The organism is Pseudomonas sp. S3_E10 (assembly GCF_054667615.1).
This window is the reverse complement of sequence record NZ_CP162743.1, coordinates 411,712-426,751: the sequence shown is the minus strand read 5'-3', so window position 1 is coordinate 426,751 and position 15,040 is coordinate 411,712. Positions and strand designations below refer to the sequence as shown.

Annotated in this window: 17 protein-coding genes; 11 read left to right on the top strand and 6 right to left on the bottom strand. The window is 65.7% G+C overall.

The window, feature by feature from the left end:
* Positions 1 to 12: 12 nt before the first annotated feature.
* The 3 genes from AB4N98_RS01650 to AB4N98_RS01640 all read right to left on the bottom strand — a co-directional run bounded on the left by AB4N98_RS01650 (position 13) and on the right by AB4N98_RS01640 (position 2,727).
* On the bottom strand, positions 13 to 1,404 hold the full coding sequence (locus AB4N98_RS01650; protein ID WP_116079717.1) for an alginate export family protein: 1,392 nt from the start codon (positions 1,402 to 1,404) through the stop codon (positions 13 to 15).
* Positions 1,401 to 2,297 (bottom strand): VOC family protein, encoded by an 897-nt coding sequence (locus AB4N98_RS01645; RefSeq protein WP_017530226.1) that lies wholly within the window; start codon positions 2,295 to 2,297, stop codon positions 1,401 to 1,403. The genes AB4N98_RS01650 and AB4N98_RS01645 overlap by 4 nt, the downstream gene beginning before the upstream one ends.
* A gap of 118 nt (positions 2,298 to 2,415) precedes the next feature.
* Entirely contained in the window at positions 2,416 to 2,727 is a 312-nt protein-coding gene (locus AB4N98_RS01640; protein ID WP_017530227.1) for a hypothetical protein, read from the bottom strand.
* A gap of 216 nt (positions 2,728 to 2,943) precedes the next feature.
* Between AB4N98_RS01640 and AB4N98_RS01635 the strand changes: the two genes are divergently transcribed.
* Genes AB4N98_RS01635 through AB4N98_RS01625 form a run of 3 tightly spaced genes read left to right on the top strand, consistent with a single transcriptional unit; the run spans position 2,944 to position 5,094 of the window.
* Positions 2,944 to 3,588 (top strand): secretin and TonB N-terminal domain-containing protein, encoded by a 645-nt coding sequence (locus AB4N98_RS01635; protein ID WP_017530228.1) that lies wholly within the window; start codon positions 2,944 to 2,946, stop codon positions 3,586 to 3,588.
* The gene (locus AB4N98_RS01630; protein WP_017530229.1) at positions 3,585 to 4,130 is read left to right on the top strand and encodes an RNA polymerase sigma factor; all 546 of its coding nucleotides are present in this window, start codon (positions 3,585 to 3,587) and stop codon (positions 4,128 to 4,130) included. The genes AB4N98_RS01635 and AB4N98_RS01630 overlap by 4 nt, the downstream gene beginning before the upstream one ends.
* Positions 4,131 to 4,167: 37 nt before the next feature.
* Positions 4,168 to 5,094 (top strand): FecR family protein, encoded by a 927-nt coding sequence (locus AB4N98_RS01625; RefSeq protein WP_017530230.1) that lies wholly within the window; start codon positions 4,168 to 4,170, stop codon positions 5,092 to 5,094.
* A gap of 26 nt (positions 5,095 to 5,120) precedes the next feature.
* Here AB4N98_RS01625 and AB4N98_RS01620 read toward each other — a convergent pair whose 3' ends face one another.
* Complete coding sequence (locus tag AB4N98_RS01620; protein ID WP_065878540.1) at positions 5,121 to 5,714, bottom strand: PulJ/GspJ family protein; 594 nt, start codon at positions 5,712 to 5,714, stop codon at positions 5,121 to 5,123.
* Positions 5,711 to 6,163 (bottom strand): type II secretion system minor pseudopilin GspH, encoded by a 453-nt coding sequence (gene gspH / locus AB4N98_RS01615; protein WP_017530232.1) that lies wholly within the window; start codon positions 6,161 to 6,163, stop codon positions 5,711 to 5,713. Before gspH ends, AB4N98_RS01620 begins: the two co-directional genes overlap by 4 nt.
* A 93-nt stretch (positions 6,164 to 6,256) precedes the next feature.
* On the opposite strand from gspH, the gene AB4N98_RS01610 reads away from it, so the two are divergent.
* The gene (locus AB4N98_RS01610; protein WP_017530233.1) at positions 6,257 to 6,688 is read left to right on the top strand and encodes a type II secretion system protein N; all 432 of its coding nucleotides are present in this window, start codon (positions 6,257 to 6,259) and stop codon (positions 6,686 to 6,688) included.
* On the opposite strand, the gene gspI is transcribed toward AB4N98_RS01610, so the two are convergent.
* A complete protein-coding gene (gene gspI / locus AB4N98_RS01605; protein ID WP_017530234.1) occupies positions 6,675 to 7,040 on the bottom strand; it encodes a type II secretion system minor pseudopilin GspI in 366 nt (121 codons plus the stop codon). The genes AB4N98_RS01610 and gspI overlap by 14 nt on opposite strands.
* 148 nt (positions 7,041 to 7,188) lie before the next feature.
* Here gspI and gspG point away from each other — a divergent pair, with 148 nt between their 5' ends.
* The 7 genes from gspG to gspF are packed head-to-tail and all read left to right on the top strand — an operon-like array spanning position 7,189 to position 15,017.
* Positions 7,189 to 7,638: a type II secretion system major pseudopilin GspG gene (gene gspG, locus AB4N98_RS01600; protein ID WP_017530235.1), complete on the top strand. Its 450-nt coding sequence runs from the start codon at positions 7,189 to 7,191 to the stop codon at positions 7,636 to 7,638.
* Positions 7,639 to 7,646: 8 nt separating this feature from the next.
* On the top strand, positions 7,647 to 8,525 hold the full coding sequence (gene gspK / locus AB4N98_RS01595) for a type II secretion system minor pseudopilin GspK (protein WP_158555756.1): 879 nt from the start codon (positions 7,647 to 7,649) through the stop codon (positions 8,523 to 8,525).
* A complete protein-coding gene (gspL, locus tag AB4N98_RS01590) occupies positions 8,522 to 9,592 on the top strand; it encodes a type II secretion system protein GspL (RefSeq protein ID WP_065878542.1) in 1,071 nt (356 codons plus the stop codon). The genes gspK and gspL overlap by 4 nt, the downstream gene beginning before the upstream one ends.
* The gene (gene gspM / locus AB4N98_RS01585; RefSeq protein ID WP_017530238.1) at positions 9,585 to 10,094 is read left to right on the top strand and encodes a type II secretion system protein GspM; all 510 of its coding nucleotides are present in this window, start codon (positions 9,585 to 9,587) and stop codon (positions 10,092 to 10,094) included. Before gspL ends, gspM begins: the two co-directional genes overlap by 8 nt.
* Positions 10,091 to 12,391, top strand: a complete 2,301-nt coding sequence (gene gspD, locus AB4N98_RS01580) for a type II secretion system secretin GspD (RefSeq protein ID WP_460149184.1) — start codon at positions 10,091 to 10,093, stop codon at positions 12,389 to 12,391. Before gspM ends, gspD begins: the two co-directional genes overlap by 4 nt.
* Complete coding sequence (gene gspE / locus AB4N98_RS01575) at positions 12,388 to 13,806, top strand: type II secretion system ATPase GspE (protein ID WP_017530240.1); 1,419 nt, start codon at positions 12,388 to 12,390, stop codon at positions 13,804 to 13,806. Before gspD ends, gspE begins: the two co-directional genes overlap by 4 nt.
* On the top strand, positions 13,806 to 15,017 hold the full coding sequence (gspF, locus tag AB4N98_RS01570; RefSeq protein ID WP_017530241.1) for a type II secretion system inner membrane protein GspF: 1,212 nt from the start codon (positions 13,806 to 13,808) through the stop codon (positions 15,015 to 15,017). The genes gspE and gspF overlap by 1 nt, the downstream gene beginning before the upstream one ends.
* The last annotated feature ends 23 nt before the right edge of the window (positions 15,018 to 15,040 follow it).

Below are 15,040 nucleotides of genomic sequence, written 5' to 3'. Positions count from 1 at the left end.
GCTTGTTTGGGGCTACCAACTGAACTTGAGTTCGACCCCCAGGTAATTACTGTCCGCGCCGCCGGCATCGCGCAGGGTCTGGCCCACCGCGTAGTGCACCGCTTCGACCGCGCCGGTGAGGTTGGGGGTGAAGCCATAGTCGGTACGCAGTTGCGCGTAGGCCCCGGTCCAGCGATCACCCTGGCCGGCGGTTCCCGCCACCGGCAGGTTGGGCTGGGTGTACACCGCATCATCGGTGGTTTGCCGCCACAACAGGCCGACGGCGGTTTGCACGCTGAGCTTGTCGAGGGGCTTGACGGTGATCGATGGCTTGACGTGGATCAGGTTGCTGTAGCCGGTGTAGCCCGCCAGGGAAAAGTAATAGCCGTTGGGAAACAGCGGGTTGAAGGTGCCGAGGGTGCCGTCACCCGCCTTGCGATCGCCCGAGGCGATGTCCAGTTGCAGGCCGATGCGCGGTTTCCAGGCCAGGCTGTCAAAGGTGTAGCCGGTGCGGCTGCCGCCGGCCCAGGCATGAATGTCCTTGCTGCCCACCGAGCCACTTTGCAGCATCGCTTCGATGTCCCAGTCGAACCCCATGGCCGCGCCGCCCAGGCGCGCATCGAACAGGTGGCGGGTCTCGTCACCGTCGGCATCCAGGTAATGCGCGGCGCTGCGTTCATACACGCCGTAGTAGGCCGACAGCTCGTTCTTGCCACCCACCAGCCGCTCGACGCGCACCATGTGAAAGCGCGCGTCGCTGTTGGACTTGTCGTCGAAATGTCGACCGTCCTGGTACTGCACCGGCTGGCTGGCGATGCCGATAAAGCGCCAGTGGGTGGTCTCCCAGTCTGCCCACAGCGCATCGAACGACTGTCGCACATTCGGGCCGTCCCGCGAGGAGATAAAGCGCTGCAAGTCGAAGGCAAAGTCCTGGCGCCCGGCTCGCGCCTTGAACGTGCCGCTGTCGAAGGTGTTGACGTACTCGGCAAAGGCCAGGCGCAAATCGACGCGGTTCTGGTCGGCGCCACCGACGGTGGTCTTGTCGTACGCCCGCACATCTTCCAGCTGGGTAAATACCCGCCAGTGTTCGTTCAGATGCAGGTCGGCGTGTACCTGCAAGCGCTGGATCAGGTAGCGATCACGCTGCACATTCTTCACGCCGAAGCCACTGGCGTCGTTCATCTCGAAGCGCTCGCGCAAGGTCGCCCCCAGCGACAGGTAGCTGTACGGGTTGGCGCCTGACAACGGGATGTACTTGAGGTTGTCCAGCGCTTGCGTGCGCAGCGCCGGGTTCTGCAGTACGGACCAGTCTTCCTGCCAGCGATTGGCCTTGATGGCCGGCCGCGTCGGTTGCTCGTCGGCGTGGACGCTGCCGGCGAGCAGCGGCCACAGCACGGCCAGGCTCCAGCCTGTACGGCGCATCATTTTGCGGCGTTGAGTTGGTGAATTTCCGCGACGTAGCCGCCGGGGAATTCGACCAGCGCGCTGCGACGACCTTTGCTGTCGAACGCCGGCACCACCACTTTGGCACCGGAGCCGGTGGCTTTGCCCAGCGTGGCGCTCAGGTCGGCCACCTGGTAGCCGGTGGTTTCGTGGCCGAAGGGGTAGGGCAGTTGGCCGTTGGTTACCAGCACCGCCATGCGCCCGAACGGCGACTCGATATCGACACGCCGGTAGGTGCCGCTGGCTTGGCCTACATCGATGCCCGGCGCGTGCTGGTCATCGGCCAGTATTTTGCCGTGGGAGAAGCCCACGAACCCTTTGATAAAGGCGTCGGCCCGCTCGGCGCTGAGGTACACGCGGTTTTCCGGTACGGTCTGGAAGGCGGCATAGTCCGGGGTCTTGGTGTGCCAGTAGAGCTGCATGTTGACGCCGCCCGGCCATTGCACCACCGCGTCGCGCCCGATGGGGTCCGGGAAATCGCTGACGATCACCGCCGCGCCGTTGTCGCGGGCGGCCTTGAGCGCGACGTCCATGTCCTTGACCAGATAGCCGTTGCGCTCCTGGCCAAACGGGTGCGGGATCGGTGTGGTAAAGCCGAACAGCGATACCGTGCCCGCCGGCGTCTGCAGCAGTTGCGAGGTGGTGCTGCTCGGCACCGGCAGCACATTCACCACCACCTGGGCGGTGCTCTTGCCGCCGAAGGTGGCCAGGAAGCTTTGGGCGAAACGGTCCACATCCGCCGGGGCGACATACACATGGCTGGTGTCATATTGCGGCGCCACGGCCACGCTCGGGGTTGCCGCGAAGGCATTGCCCATCATTGCGCTCGCCAGCAGCGTCAATGCCACGGTTACTTTGATTGCTTTGTTACGCATGCCCATTCTCCAGCGCTTCTACGGGATAGAAAGCCGTGAGGTTAGGGGCAGGGGCGCGGGGGGAATTGTATGGACGTGCTTGGTTGAACGTTTCAGCGTCTACGTGCGTCGATTGGCCTTACGGCCGTTGTGGTTTGACGGATGTTCCAAACGTATTACCCATGCGCACTCCCGTCGCCGCCGGGGTCGACAAGCCCAGCGCATTCGGCGTTCGTTTCTGGACCGAAAGCTGCTGCGCCTCGCGGTTCTTTTGCGCGGCCTTGGCCGCGTTCGTGTCATTGCCCATCTGCTGGCCCAGGCAGCCATAGTCGGGCGCCTTGTACCCATCCACCGTGACCTCGGTGCAACCGCCCGCAGCGTTGTCGGCCTGGGCAAGCACGGGCACGGCGGTATACAGCAACACACTGGCAAGCAACGGGAGCAGCTTCATCATGGCCTCCTGGCGGGCCGCGGGAGTGGGCCGGTAAGGCTGCAAAGTGTAGTGCAGCGGGCTGCTCGTCACCGTGATGTTTTTTTTGCTATCACCGTAACATCAGGTTCATAAACGGGCCTCAGGATGACGGTTTTCTAGGGTGCGTCGGCCGTGCAGCGATGCGGAGCAGGGGGTGAACAGGGAGCCTGTCGGCGCGCCGTATGCGCCCTGGGCTTGCTGTTGCTGCTGATCGGCGGTCGCCTGGCGCAGGCAGAAGCACCGCTGTTGCTGCTGAACCTGCCGGCGCAAGACCTGGAGCCTGCACTGCAAGCGTATAGCCGCGCCACCGGCATGGCCGTGCTGGTAGACCGCGAGCTGACGCGGGGCCGGCGCGCCATCGGGGTGCGCGGGCGCTTTACGGCGCAGGAGGCTCTGGCGATGTTGCTGACAGGAAGCGGCCTGATGGCACGTTATGCACGCGGCGATGCGTTTACCTTGCAGTTGCCCGAGGTCAGCCAGCCGCCGCCGGCCCATGGCGTGGCGGCGCGCAATGCCGCGCGGATCAATAACAGCTATGCCACGGCCTTGCAGCAGGCCATCGAAACCAGCCTGTGCCGGTCGCCCCTCACGCGCCCCGGCAGTTTTCGCGCGCTGGTGCAGGTGTGGGTCAACCGTGAGGGGCTGATCGAACACAGCCGGCTGGTCAGCTCCACCGGCGACGAACAACGCGATGAAGCACTGGTACGCAGCCTGGGCACTGCACGGGTGGAGCGCCCGGCGCCCAGTTCATTGCGCCAACCGGTGACTTTACTTTTGATGCCCGACACAACAGGAACGCGCATGGAATGCACAGCAGCAAAAGGAGCCTGGGGCGGATGAAAAATACCGGGCACAGTACGATGGTCAGCTTGTTCCTGGCCTCCTACGAAGACTTCAAGGTCCGTTTGCGCAAGCGCCTGGGCTCGGAGGACCTGGCCAACGACGTGCTGCACGAAACGTACCTGCGCGTCGACCGCATGGACATGCCGCCGAACCTCGCGCAACCCAACGCTTACCTGTACCGCATGGCCCTGAACATCGCCGCCGACCGCCGCCAGGCCGACGCGCGTTTGCTTACCGGCAGCGAGGTGGAAGAGCTGCTGCAAAGTGCCGATGAAGCCCAGGACCCGTCGCGGGTGGTGGGCGGCCAGAAAGAAATCCAGTCCCTGGTCAAGGCCCTTTACGAACTGCCGGCGCGCCGACGCAAGATCCTCATCGCCGCGCGCCTGGAGGAGGCGCCGCACCTGGAAATCTCCCAGCGTTTCGGCATTTCCACGCGCATGGTCGAAAAGGAAATCAAGGCCGCCCTGGGCCACTGCGCCAAGCGCCTGGAAAGAAAAGTCATCCAGCGGTTCGGTCCCGGGGCCGGAAAACCGTCTTAGTGTTGAGTCCCTGATAAAACCGTGAGTACGTGCGCGCTTGAACATTTTTAGCTTCTCCATCGCCCGGCAAAACGCCGCCAGCCCCTTGCACGACGAAGCCCGCGACTGGCTGGTTCTGCTGACCTCGGGCCGCGCCACCGTGGCCGATGCCAAGGCGCTCAAAGCCTGGTGCGCCCAGAGCCCGGAGCATGCCCAGGCGTTCGAGCGCGCCAAAATGTTGTGGCGGCACGTGGGCGCGGCGGCCGAAACGGCGCAGCGCCCGCGTCAGTTTGGCCGGCGCGCGTTCCTGGGCGGCGCCATTGCGGCGTCGGCGGCGGTAGTGATGGTGCGGGTCGGCGTGCCGGGTGGTTTTGCCGGGCTCACGGCGGACTATCGCACCGAGGTCGGTGAGCAGCGGCATGTGCTGTTGAGCGAGGGTGTGAGCCTGGAGCTCAATACGCAGACGCGCATCAGCCGGGTGGGCCAGGGTATCGAATTGCTTGAGGGTGAAGTCGAAGTGCTCGCCCAGGCTGTACAGCCGCTCAAGGTCCAGGCCGCCGAAGGCTGGGTGAGCGCGGCGCAGGCGCGGTTCAACGTGCGGCACACCGATCGCACGGTCTGCGTCACCTGTATCGACGGGGCGCTGTCGGTGGACATTGGCGGCCATCGTGTGAACCTGGGCAGTGGCCGGCAATTGAGCTACGGCGCGGCCGGCATCAGCGAAGTGACGAGCGTGGACACCCAGGCGGTGGTGGCCTGGCGTGAGCAGGTGCTGGTATTCAACAACGCCACGCTGGCGACGGTGGTGGATGAAATCAACCGCTACCGGCCGGGAATGCTGGTGCTGCTCAACCAGGAACTGGGCCGGCGCCGGGTGCAGGCGCGGTTCAGTTTGCAGCAATTGGCGGGGGTGGCGCTGTTGATTCGGGATGCGTATGGGGCCAAATGTACCGAGTTGCCCGGTGGCGTCGTGCTGTTGAGCTAGCTCGGCGGCAGCTCAGGCATCAGGCCTTATCGCAACGGCCCGATTACCTGCCGATACCGCTCCACCCCTTGCGGCGTCTGGCGCACCAGGTTGATCTCCAGTCCCAGCGGGTCTTCGCGCCGGTTGCCGCTCAACTGCCGCCACCCCTTGTCCGTTTCCCATACCCGTACCTGCACGTCACTGACCCCGCTCAACACCACCACGCCGTCTTTGGCCGGCGGCAGCGGGAAGCGATCCCGTGCAGGCGCCGCCGCGCGGTACAGGCTGTCGCCCTTGAGCCACCAGCGCACGCGTTGCAGGCCATCGCCGGCCACCGGGGCGCTGCGAATCACGTCCAGGCGAAAGCCTTGGCTGTCGGAACTGCGCACCGTTATGGCCGCGAGCCCGGCGGCCTCGTCCTTGGGCCCGGTCAGCTCCACGCCGGCGCGCAGGCTGATGTCCCGTTGCATCTGGTTCAACACCCGCAGCAGCGCTTCGGTCTGCTCGGTGCTTGCCTGCACGTGATGGTCGGCACGGGTCACGCTGTCGAGACCGCGCCAGGCGATCAGGCTGACCACGGCCATCAGCATGATCGCCACCATCACTTCGATCAGGGTGAAGCCTTGCTGGGGTTTGTTCATGGCTGGCTGACCACGCGCATCAAGCCTGCCGCGTCCCGTTGCAGGCTGAGGCTGTGTTGGCCGTCGGACAGCACTAGGCGCAGCGGCGGGTTGATCCATTCTGCGTCGAGCACCAGGGTTTGCCGGGGTTCGAGGTTGATTTGCATCGGCGTGCTCTCCCATGCGCGCGGGCGCAGTTGAGCGTCGCCCTGGAACCCTTCCATCGCTGTCCCGTCATCGCTGCGGCGGTTGAAGCGAAAGCCCTTGGCGTCGGCGCGCCAGGTGATCGGGCGGCCGTCGGCGCGGGCTTCGGCCTGGGCCACTTGCAGCAGTTGGCTGAGGCGCTCGGCGTCCTTGCGCAGCAGGTGCAGTGGGTCGGGCTTGATGCTCAGGCTGATGGCGGCACTGGCGATGCCGATGATCACCAGCACTACCATCAGCTCGATCAAGGTAAAGCCAGTTTGTTTCATCGCGGGGCACCTGCTGAACTGGTGAGGTTGTGAAATAAAAACGTGCGAATTGAGCTGTAGGCTGATGCCACGGACAAACAGGAGGTCCTGCTCATGGCGTTTTCCCTGCGATTTTCAGCGGCACAGGGCGTGCAGGTCGGCGCGCTCCTCGCGGCCTTGGCCGGCGTGGCGGTATGGGCGCCGCTGCTACTCACCAATGCCCAATCCCATACGCCCCAGGCCACCCCGCAGGCATTGGCGGCACGCAGCGATAACCCGGCGCTGCAATGGTTTGCCAATGCGCCGACGGCGTTGCAGGTCAAGGTCACCGGCGTGCTGGCCGGGGCGCGCGGCGCGGTGGCGATCCTCAGCCTCAACGACGGCCCGCCGCGCAGTTTTCTGTTGGGTGAGCGCCTCAGCCCCGGCGTGCGCTTGACCGCCATCGAAGGTGACGCGGTCGAGATTGAGCGTGGCGGCGAGAAGCTGCGCGTCAACCTCGATAAGCTGCCGGACGCGCCCGCCTTGCCACGGCTCACTCGGCCATGACCTGAGTGGCCAGGCGCGCCAGGGGCGGTGCTTCGCGGCTGGCATCCAGCACCAGCACCGAAACCTGAAACAGCGGGCCATCGGCGCTGACAGTTTGCTCGCACCGCAGTTTCAAGCGCCCTTGGTCGCATTCGAAGGTGTGCTTGCCGCTGCGTAGATGGCCCTCCAGACGCACCTGCGCCAGGCGACTCTGCGCCGCCAGCAACGCTATCGATTTGTCGCGCAACACGCCGTTGCTCTGGGTCATCAACCCGGCCACGCGCACGGCGGCGGCCATGGCCACGGCGATGATCGCCAGCGCCACCAGCACCTCGATCAGGGTAAATCCTCGCTCGTTGCGGTGGCCGTGCATGGCGCTCTCAAAGCCTGGAAACAGGCCCGCAGACTAGCGCCCTGAGTTGACCGATTGGCGACCGAAACTCCCGAGGATTTTCAATACGACTGACATGTGTTCTTGCAACACTGCGCCACGAAATGCACTCAACCCAAGGAATGTCGAGATGGATATCGCGCGCCTAACCCGCCCATTGCCAGGCCCTCGCGGCCAGCGTGGCTTCACCCTGATCGAGATCATGGTGGTGGTGGTCATCCTTGGGATCCTGGCGGCGATGGTGGTGCCCAAGGTACTCGACCGCCCGGACCAGGCGCGGGCTACGGCGGCCAGGCAGGATATCGGCGGCTTGATGCAGGCGCTGAAACTCTACCGCCTCGACCACGGCACTTACCCGAGCATGAACCAAGGCCTGAAAGTGCTGGTGGAACGCCCGGCGGATGCCAAGAACAACACCTGGCGGGCCTACCTCGACCGCTTGCCCAACGACCCCTGGGGCCACCCGTATCATTACCTCAACCCGGGCGCCAACGGTGAAGTCGATGTGTTCTCTTTGGGCGCCGACGGCCAGCCGGACGGCGATGGCGTGAATGCCGATATCGGCTCCTGGCAGCTATAAGGCGCGCCATGAAACGGTATTCGCCCGCAGCGGCGAAGCAGCGCGGCATGGCGATTATCAGCGCGTTGCTGATCGCGGCGGTGGTGGCGGTGCTTGCCGGCGCCATGTTGACGCGCCAGAGCGTGTTCACCCGCAGCCTGGAAGCCGAGCAATCGCGCATCCAGGGTCAATGGTTGTTGCAAGGCAGCCTCGAGCGCACTCGACACATGCTGTGGGAAGCACGCCAGAAGGACGTGCTGACCCGTCTCGACCAGCCCTGGGCCCGCGCCCAGGGCGGTGCGTTCACCGGCCGGGTGGAAGACGAACAGGGCAAGTTCAACCTGCGTAACCTGGTCAACCGGCGACAGGTGGATGCCGAGCAGTTGCAAAGCTTCGAGCGCCTGTGTCGGCTGATCGGGGTCGACCCGGCGGTAAGCCGGCGCGTCAGCCAGCGGGTGATCGCATCGTATGACCAGCTCGATCAGCCCGCCGGCTACCCGATGCTGCGCAGCCTGCATGACCTGAGCGGTATCGACGGCCTCGACCCGGCGCTGTTGCAGCGCATGCAGGCGTATATCAGCGTGCTGCCCGATATCACCTGGGTCAACGGCAACACCGCCCGCGCCGAAGTGCTCAGCGCCGTGGTGCCGTCGTTGAATCTGTCCCAGGCCCAGGCGTTGGTGGCCGAGCGGGATGCCGGGCATTGGTTTATCAACCGGGGGGACTTCGTCAACCGCCTGCACTTGCCCCAAGTGGCGGTGGATGCGGTACAGGTGGGCATCACCAGCGAGTGGTTTCGCCTGCAAGGCCAGGCGCGCCAGGACCAACGCCGGGTGACCCTCGACGCGTTGCTGCATCGCCCGGAAAACCAGCGGCCCCAGGTGATCTGGGCGCGGGTGGGCGTATGAAACGCTTGCGCATTGGCTTGCCGCCGTTGGCTGATTTGACCGTGGACAGCCGCGTGACATTTGCCTGGCTGGAGCGCGACAGGGTGGTGTGCGAAGGTCATGAAAGCCTGGCGCGGCTGGGCAAAAACCACCCGGCAGTGGACTGCTTTCTGCATCCCCGCGACAGCCTGCTGACAAGCCTGGAGCTGCCACCATTGGCCGCCGCCAAAACCGCCGCCGCCGTGGCCTGCGCGGCGCAGGCGTTGATCCTGGGGCCGCTTGAGGCGATGCACGTGGCCCATGGCCCGCGCGAAAGCGATGGGCGCGTGCAGGTGGGTTGGGTGCCCAAGGCCGGGCTGGCGCAACTGAGCCAGGTATTGGCGCAGGCGCAGCTCAGGTTGCGTGGCCTGTACCCGGCGCCCTATGCCTTGCCGGCAGGAGCTGCGACGCTGGACGAAGGGTATTTGTTGACGCGCGACAGCCTGCAACAAGCGGCGGTGCATCCATTGGGTGTGCAGGTGCTGGATGTGCCGCTGGTGGACGCGTCGCAGCGTTGGGCCGGTGCCGTTCCCGCGTGGGGCTTGCACGCTCGTCTTCGCCAACCGTCCAGCGGCGGCTGGGGCAGGGCGCTGGGGTGCGTCGCGCTGGCCACGGCCATCTGGAGCCTGGGCCTCAACCTCTATGCGGCCCGCCAAGTCGAAGAGGGCCAGCGGCTCAAGGCCTTGATGAGCCGCCAAGTGCGCCAGGCGTTTCCCGAATTGCCGGTGGTGCTCAACCCGTTGCAACAGGCGCGTCAACAATTGGCCGCCCGCCAGGCCGGCGCCGCCGCCGACCCCGGCCAGCGCTTTCCCGGCCTGCTGCAACTGGCGGGCAGCCACCTGCCGTTTATGGTGGGCAGCGTCGATACGTTGACCTTTGAACAGGGGCGCCTGCACCTGCAAATGCTCGCCGACAGCCGCAGCCCCGCCGCCGAGGGCGAGTGGCAAGCCGCGTTGGGCCAGGCAGGGTTTGCCGCCACGCGCGATGACCACGGCTGGAGCATCGCGCCGACGCCCGCCGCTGAACAAGCGGAGGTTGGCGATGAATAAATGGCAGCGCATGCGCGGCCAGGCCAACGTGTTCTGGAACGGCCTGGCCGTGCGTGAAAAACGCATGCTGGCCGGTGCCGGCCTGGTGCTGGCGAGCCTGTTGAGCTGGTTAGTACTGGTGCAGCCCGCGCTGAAAAAAATCGACTACTGGCAAGCCGAAACGCCCAAGTTACGCGCCCAGGCCGCCGCCTTGCAGGTGCTGTTGCAGGACGTCGCCGCGCCTCGGCTCGCCGATGAAACCGCGCTGCGCCAGACCCTGGACAGTGCCGGCCTGCAAGGCCATTACCAGGTGCAGGCGCTGGGCTCCGGTTGGCGGCTGACCTTCGATAACGCCCCGGCAGACGCCGTGGTGGGCTGGTTGCTGGGCAATCCCCGTTCGTTTTCTCTGGAGGTGTCCGAGGCGCGCTTGCAACGTGCCGTGGATGCCGTCGACACCTCGGCCGGCACTGTGTCCGGGACCGTTCGCATGGATCAGGCGCTTGGCGCTAAGGAAGCTTCATGAAGTGGTCAGTCCCGCCGTTTCGCACCGTTGCGCCATTGCTATTGCTGGCCCTCAGTGCGTGCAGTACCCAGGAGGCCGCCAAGCCATTGCTGGTGGACAGCGAACTCGGTCAGCCGCTGGCCGACACCCGTCGCCATGGCGATACCGTGCTCGATCGCCAGCGCGACGCCGTGCCCAAAGCCGCCGCACCCCACCGGCTGACCAACAGCGCCCGAGGCCAGGCGCCGACGACCGTCAAGGCGCGCAACCCGCTGGGCGACCAGCCGGTGCAGCTCAACTTTGTCGAGGCCGATATCCAGGCGGTGGTGCGCGCACTGTCCCGCGCCACCGGCCAGCAGTTCCTGGTGGACCCGCGCGTAAAAGGCAACCTCACCCTGGTCAGCGAAGGCCAGGTTCCCGCACACCAGGCTTACGACATGCTGCTGGCCGCGCTGCGCATGCAGGGCTTCAGCGTGGTGGACGTGGGCGGCGTGGCCCAAGTGGTGCCAGAGGCCGATGCCAAGCTGCTTGGCGGGCCGATGTACAGTGCCGGCAGCAGCGGCATGCAGACCCGCACCTTTCGCCTGCAATACGAAAACGCGGTGAACCTGATCCCGGTGCTGCGCCCCATCGTGTCGCCCAACAACCCGATCAATGCCTACCCCGGCAACAACAGCATCGTCATCACGGACTACGCGGAGAACCTCGCGCGGGTCGCGCAGATCATCAGTGGCATCGACACCCCGAGCGCCATCGATACCGATGTGGTGCAGATCCAGAACGGCATCGCCGTGGACATCGCCGCCATGGTTGCCGAGCTTCTGGAAACCCAGGGCGCCGACCAGACCCAGAAAATCAACGTGATCGGCGACCCGCGTTCCAACTCGATCATCATCCGCTCTGGCAGCCCCGAGCGTACCGAGCTGGCGCGCAACCTGATCTACAAACTCGACAACGCCCAAAGCAACCCGAGCAATATGCACGTGGTGTACCTGCGCAATGCTCAGGCGGGCAAGTTGGCGCAGTCGCTGCGCGGGTTGCTCACCGGGGAAAGCGAGTCCGGCGTCAGCGACGACGCCCGCGGCAAGCTCAGCAGCATGGGCGGCAGCGGCCAGAACAGCGCGCAAGGCGGCGCGGCCCAGAACAGCAGTGGCACGCCCACCGGCAGCGGTGTGTCGCCGGGGTATGGGCAAACCAACTCGACCACCGGCAGCAACAGCACCTCCAAGGATCAGGACACCGCCTTCAGCGCCGGCGGCGTGACCATCCAGGCGGACGCCACCACCAACACCTTGCTGATTTCCGCGCCGGACCCGCTGTACCGCAACCTGCGCGAAGTGATCGACATGCTCGACCAACGCCGCGCCCAAGTGGTGATCGAGAGCCTGATCGTCGAAGTGGGCGAGGACGACGCCACCGAGTTCGGTGTGCAATGGCAGGCCGGCAACCTGGCGGGCAAGGGCGGCTTTGGTGGCGTCAACCTCGGCGGCAGCGGCCTTGCGACCACCGCCAAGACCAGCCTCGACGTGCTGCCCAAGGGCCTGAACGTCGGCGTGGTCAACGGCACCGTGGATATTCCGGGGATCGGCAAGGTGCTCGACCTCAAAGTGCTGGCCCGTGCGTTGAAGAGCAAAGGCGGCACCAACGTGCTGTCCACACCCAACCTGCTGACCCTGGACAATGAAGCGGCGAGTATTTTCGTGGGGCAGACCATCCCGTTCGTCACCGGCAGTTACGTCACCGGTGGCGGCGGCACCAGCAACAACCCGTTCCAGACCGTGCAGCGTGAAGAGGTGGGGCTCAAGTTGAACGTGCGCCCGCAGATTTCCGAGGGCGGCACGGTCAAGCTGGATATCTACCAAGAGGTCAGCAGCGTGGACACGCGCACCTCGGTGGACGCGGGCACGGTGACCAACAAACGCGCGATCGACACCAGCATTTTGCTGGATGACGGGCAGATCATGGTGCTTGGCGGGTTGCTGCAGGACGGTTACAGCCAGAGCAACGACGCGGTGCCGTGGCTCGCTGATATTCCGGGGTTGGGCGCGTTGTTTCGCAGTGAAAAGCGCAGTGTCAGCAAGACCAACCTGATGGTGTTCCTGCGGCCCTACATCATTCGCGACAGTGGGGCGGGGCGCAGTATCACGTTGAACCGCTACGAGTTCATGCGCCGGGCCCAGGGTGGGTTGCAGCCTGAGCACAGCTGGGCGATGCCGGACGTGCAGGCGCCGCAGCTGCCGTCGGTGGAGAAGGCGATTCCCGGCCAGCAGGGGCCCAGGGCGGTAATCCGGGCGGTGCCGGTAGGTACGCAACCATGAGCCTGCTCCCCTACGCCTGGGCCAAGTCCCAACGCATCCTCCTGCGCCCAGGCGAAGAGGGCATGCTGCTGACCGTCTGCCCTTCAACCCCTGGCTGGTCGATCAGCGAAGTTCAGCGCCAATTCGGCCAGGCGCGCGTCGAGCAGGTGCGCGACGACGAACTCGACGGCCTGCTCACCGGTGCTTATGCCGACACCGGCAGCGCCGCGGCTGTCGTGGGCGCCGCGGAAAACGAGGTGGACCTGGACCGTCTGATGCAAGACATGCCCGAGATCACCGACCTGCTCGACACCCAGGACGGCGCGCCGGTGATCCGCATGATCAACGCCTTGCTCACCCAGGCGGCACGGGATGAAGCCAGTGACATCCACATCGAACCCTATGAAACCCATTCCGTGGTGCGCTACCGCGTCGACGGCACGCTGCGCGATGTGGTGTCGCCGCGCAAGGCGCTGCACGGCGCGTTGGTGTCGCGGATCAAGATCATGGCCCAGCTCGATATTGCCGAAAAACGCCTGCCCCAGGACGGGCGCATCGCGCTGCGCGTGGCCGGGCGGCCGATTGATATTCGCGTGTCGACGGTGCCCACCGGGCATGGCGAGCGCGTGGTCATGCGTTTGCTGGACAAGCAGGCCGGGCGTTTGCAACTGGAAACCCTGGGCATGGCCCCGGCATTGCTGGCGCGTCTGGACACGTTGATTCGCCAGCCCCACGGCATCGTGCTGGTCACCGGCCCTACCGGCAGCGGCAAAACCACCAGCCTGTACGCCGCCCTGGCGCGGCTGGATGCGAGCACCAGCAATATCCTGACCGTGGAAGACCCGGTGGAATACGACCTGCCCGGCATCAGCCAGATCCAGGTCAACGCCAAGATCGACATGACCTTCGGCCTGGCGCTGCGAGCGATTCTGCGCCAGGACCCGGACATCATCATGATCGGCGAAATACGCGACCTGGAGACCGCGCAGATCGCCGTGCAAGCCTCGCTCACCGGCCACTTGGTGCTCGCCACCCTGCACACCAACGACGCCGTGTCGGCGGTCAATCGCTTGGTCGACATGGGCGTCGAACCGTTCCTGCTGGCCTCGTCGTTGTTGGGCGTATTGGCGCAACGGCTGGTACGGCGGCTGTGCCCGCACTGCAAGCAGCAAGACCCGGCCGCGCCCGGCATGTGGCGCCCGGTGGGGTGTGCCCATTGCAATCAGATCGGCTACAGCGGGCGTACCGGTATCCATGAATTGTTTTGCGTCGACGATGACGTGCGCAGCCTGATCCACCAGGGCGCCAATGAGCAGGACCTGCGCCTGGCCGCGCGCCGCGCCGGAATGTTGAGCCTGCGTGAAGACGGCGAGCGCTGGGTGCGCAGCGGCGCCACCGCGCCCGAAGAAATCCTGCGCGTGACACGGGACGCCTGATGAATCGCTATCGCTATGAAGCCGCCGATGCCAACGGCAAGGTCGAGGCCGGGCATCTGGAAGCCGACAGCCAGAGCGGGGCGTTTGCGCTGCTGCGCAGCCGTGGCCTGACGGCGTTGCGGGTGCAGGTCGAAGGTACTCGGCAAGCGGCTGCCGGCGGCGGTCTGTTTACGGCGAAACTGTCGGACAACGACCTGGCCTGGGCCACGCGGCAACTGGCGAGCCTGCTCGGCGCCAGTTTGCCGTTGGAAGCGGCGCTGAGTGCCACGGTGGAGCAGGCAGAGAAAAAGCACATTGCCCAGACCCTGGCCGCCGTGCGCGCCGATGTGCGCGGCGGCATGCGCCTGGCCGATGCGTTGGCGGCGCGGCCACGGGATTTCCCGTCGATTTACCGCGCCTTGATCGCGGCGGGGGAGGAGTCCGGCGACCTGGCCCAGGTCATGGAGCGCCTGGCGGACTACATCGAGGAGCGCAACAACCTGCGCGGCAAGATTCTCACCGCGTTCATCTACCCCGGCGTGGTGGGGTTGGTGTCCATCGGTATCGTGATTTTTTTGCTCAGCTACGTGGTGCCCCAGGTCGTCAGCGCGTTTTCCCAGGCGCGCCAGGATCTGCCGGGGCTGACCCTGGCGATGCTCAACGCCAGTGACTTTATTCGCGCCTGGGGCTGGCTGTGTTTTGCCGGCATTGTCGGCGGTTTTTGGGGCTGGCGCCTGTACCTGCGCAACCCGGTGGCGCGGCTGAACTGGCATAGCCGCGTGCTGCGCCTGCCCCTGATCGGGCGCTTTGTGCTGGGCCTTAACACCGCCAGGTTTGCCTCGACCCTGGCGATCCTCGGCGGTGCCGGGGTGCCGCTGCTGCGCGCCCTGGAAGCGGCGCGGCAAACCTTGTCCAACGAGCGCTTGAGCCAGTGCGTCAACGACGCCACCGCCAAGGTGCGCGAAGGGGTCAACCTGGCCCCGGCGCTGGCGGTGGAAAAGGTCTTCCCGCCGGTGCTGATCCACCTGATCGCCAGCGGCGAAAAGACCGGCTCGCTGCCACCGATGCTTGAGCGCGCGGCGCAAACCCTGTCGCGGGATATCGAACGCCGGGCCATGGGCATGACCGCGTTGCTGGAGCCGCTGATGATCGTGGTGATGGGCGCGGTGGTGCTGGTGATCGTGATGGCGGTGCTGTTGCCGATCATCGAGATCAATCAGTTGGTCACCTAGGTCAGCGGAGCGAACTCGGGTTC

Excerpts from the sequence above, each read along its gene's own strand:
- AB4N98_RS01650 (WP_116079717.1), bottom strand. The coding sequence starts at position 1,404 with ATGATGCGCCGTACAGGCTGGAGCCTGGCCGTGCTGTGGCCGCTGCTC.
- AB4N98_RS01645 (WP_017530226.1), bottom strand. The coding sequence starts at position 2,297 with ATGCGTAACAAAGCAATCAAAGTAACCGTGGCATTGACGCTGCTGGCG.
- AB4N98_RS01640 (WP_017530227.1), bottom strand. The coding sequence starts at position 2,727 with ATGAAGCTGCTCCCGTTGCTTGCCAGTGTGTTGCTGTATACCGCCGTG.
- AB4N98_RS01630 (WP_017530229.1), top strand. The coding sequence starts at position 3,585 with ATGAAAAATACCGGGCACAGTACGATGGTCAGCTTGTTCCTGGCCTCC.
- AB4N98_RS01620 (WP_065878540.1), bottom strand. The coding sequence starts at position 5,714 with ATGAACAAACCCCAGCAAGGCTTCACCCTGATCGAAGTGATGGTGGCG.
- gspH (WP_017530232.1), bottom strand. The coding sequence starts at position 6,163 with ATGAAACAAACTGGCTTTACCTTGATCGAGCTGATGGTAGTGCTGGTG.
- AB4N98_RS01610 (WP_017530233.1), top strand. The coding sequence starts at position 6,257 with ATGGCGTTTTCCCTGCGATTTTCAGCGGCACAGGGCGTGCAGGTCGGC.
- gspI (WP_017530234.1), bottom strand. The coding sequence starts at position 7,040 with ATGCACGGCCACCGCAACGAGCGAGGATTTACCCTGATCGAGGTGCTG.
- gspG (WP_017530235.1), top strand. The coding sequence starts at position 7,189 with ATGGATATCGCGCGCCTAACCCGCCCATTGCCAGGCCCTCGCGGCCAG.
- gspK (WP_158555756.1), top strand. The coding sequence starts at position 7,647 with ATGAAACGGTATTCGCCCGCAGCGGCGAAGCAGCGCGGCATGGCGATT.
- gspL (WP_065878542.1), top strand. The coding sequence starts at position 8,522 with ATGAAACGCTTGCGCATTGGCTTGCCGCCGTTGGCTGATTTGACCGTG.
- gspM (WP_017530238.1), top strand. The coding sequence starts at position 9,585 with ATGAATAAATGGCAGCGCATGCGCGGCCAGGCCAACGTGTTCTGGAAC.
- gspD (WP_460149184.1), top strand. The coding sequence starts at position 10,091 with ATGAAGTGGTCAGTCCCGCCGTTTCGCACCGTTGCGCCATTGCTATTG.
- gspE (WP_017530240.1), top strand. The coding sequence starts at position 12,388 with ATGAGCCTGCTCCCCTACGCCTGGGCCAAGTCCCAACGCATCCTCCTG.
- gspF (WP_017530241.1), top strand. The coding sequence starts at position 13,806 with ATGAATCGCTATCGCTATGAAGCCGCCGATGCCAACGGCAAGGTCGAG.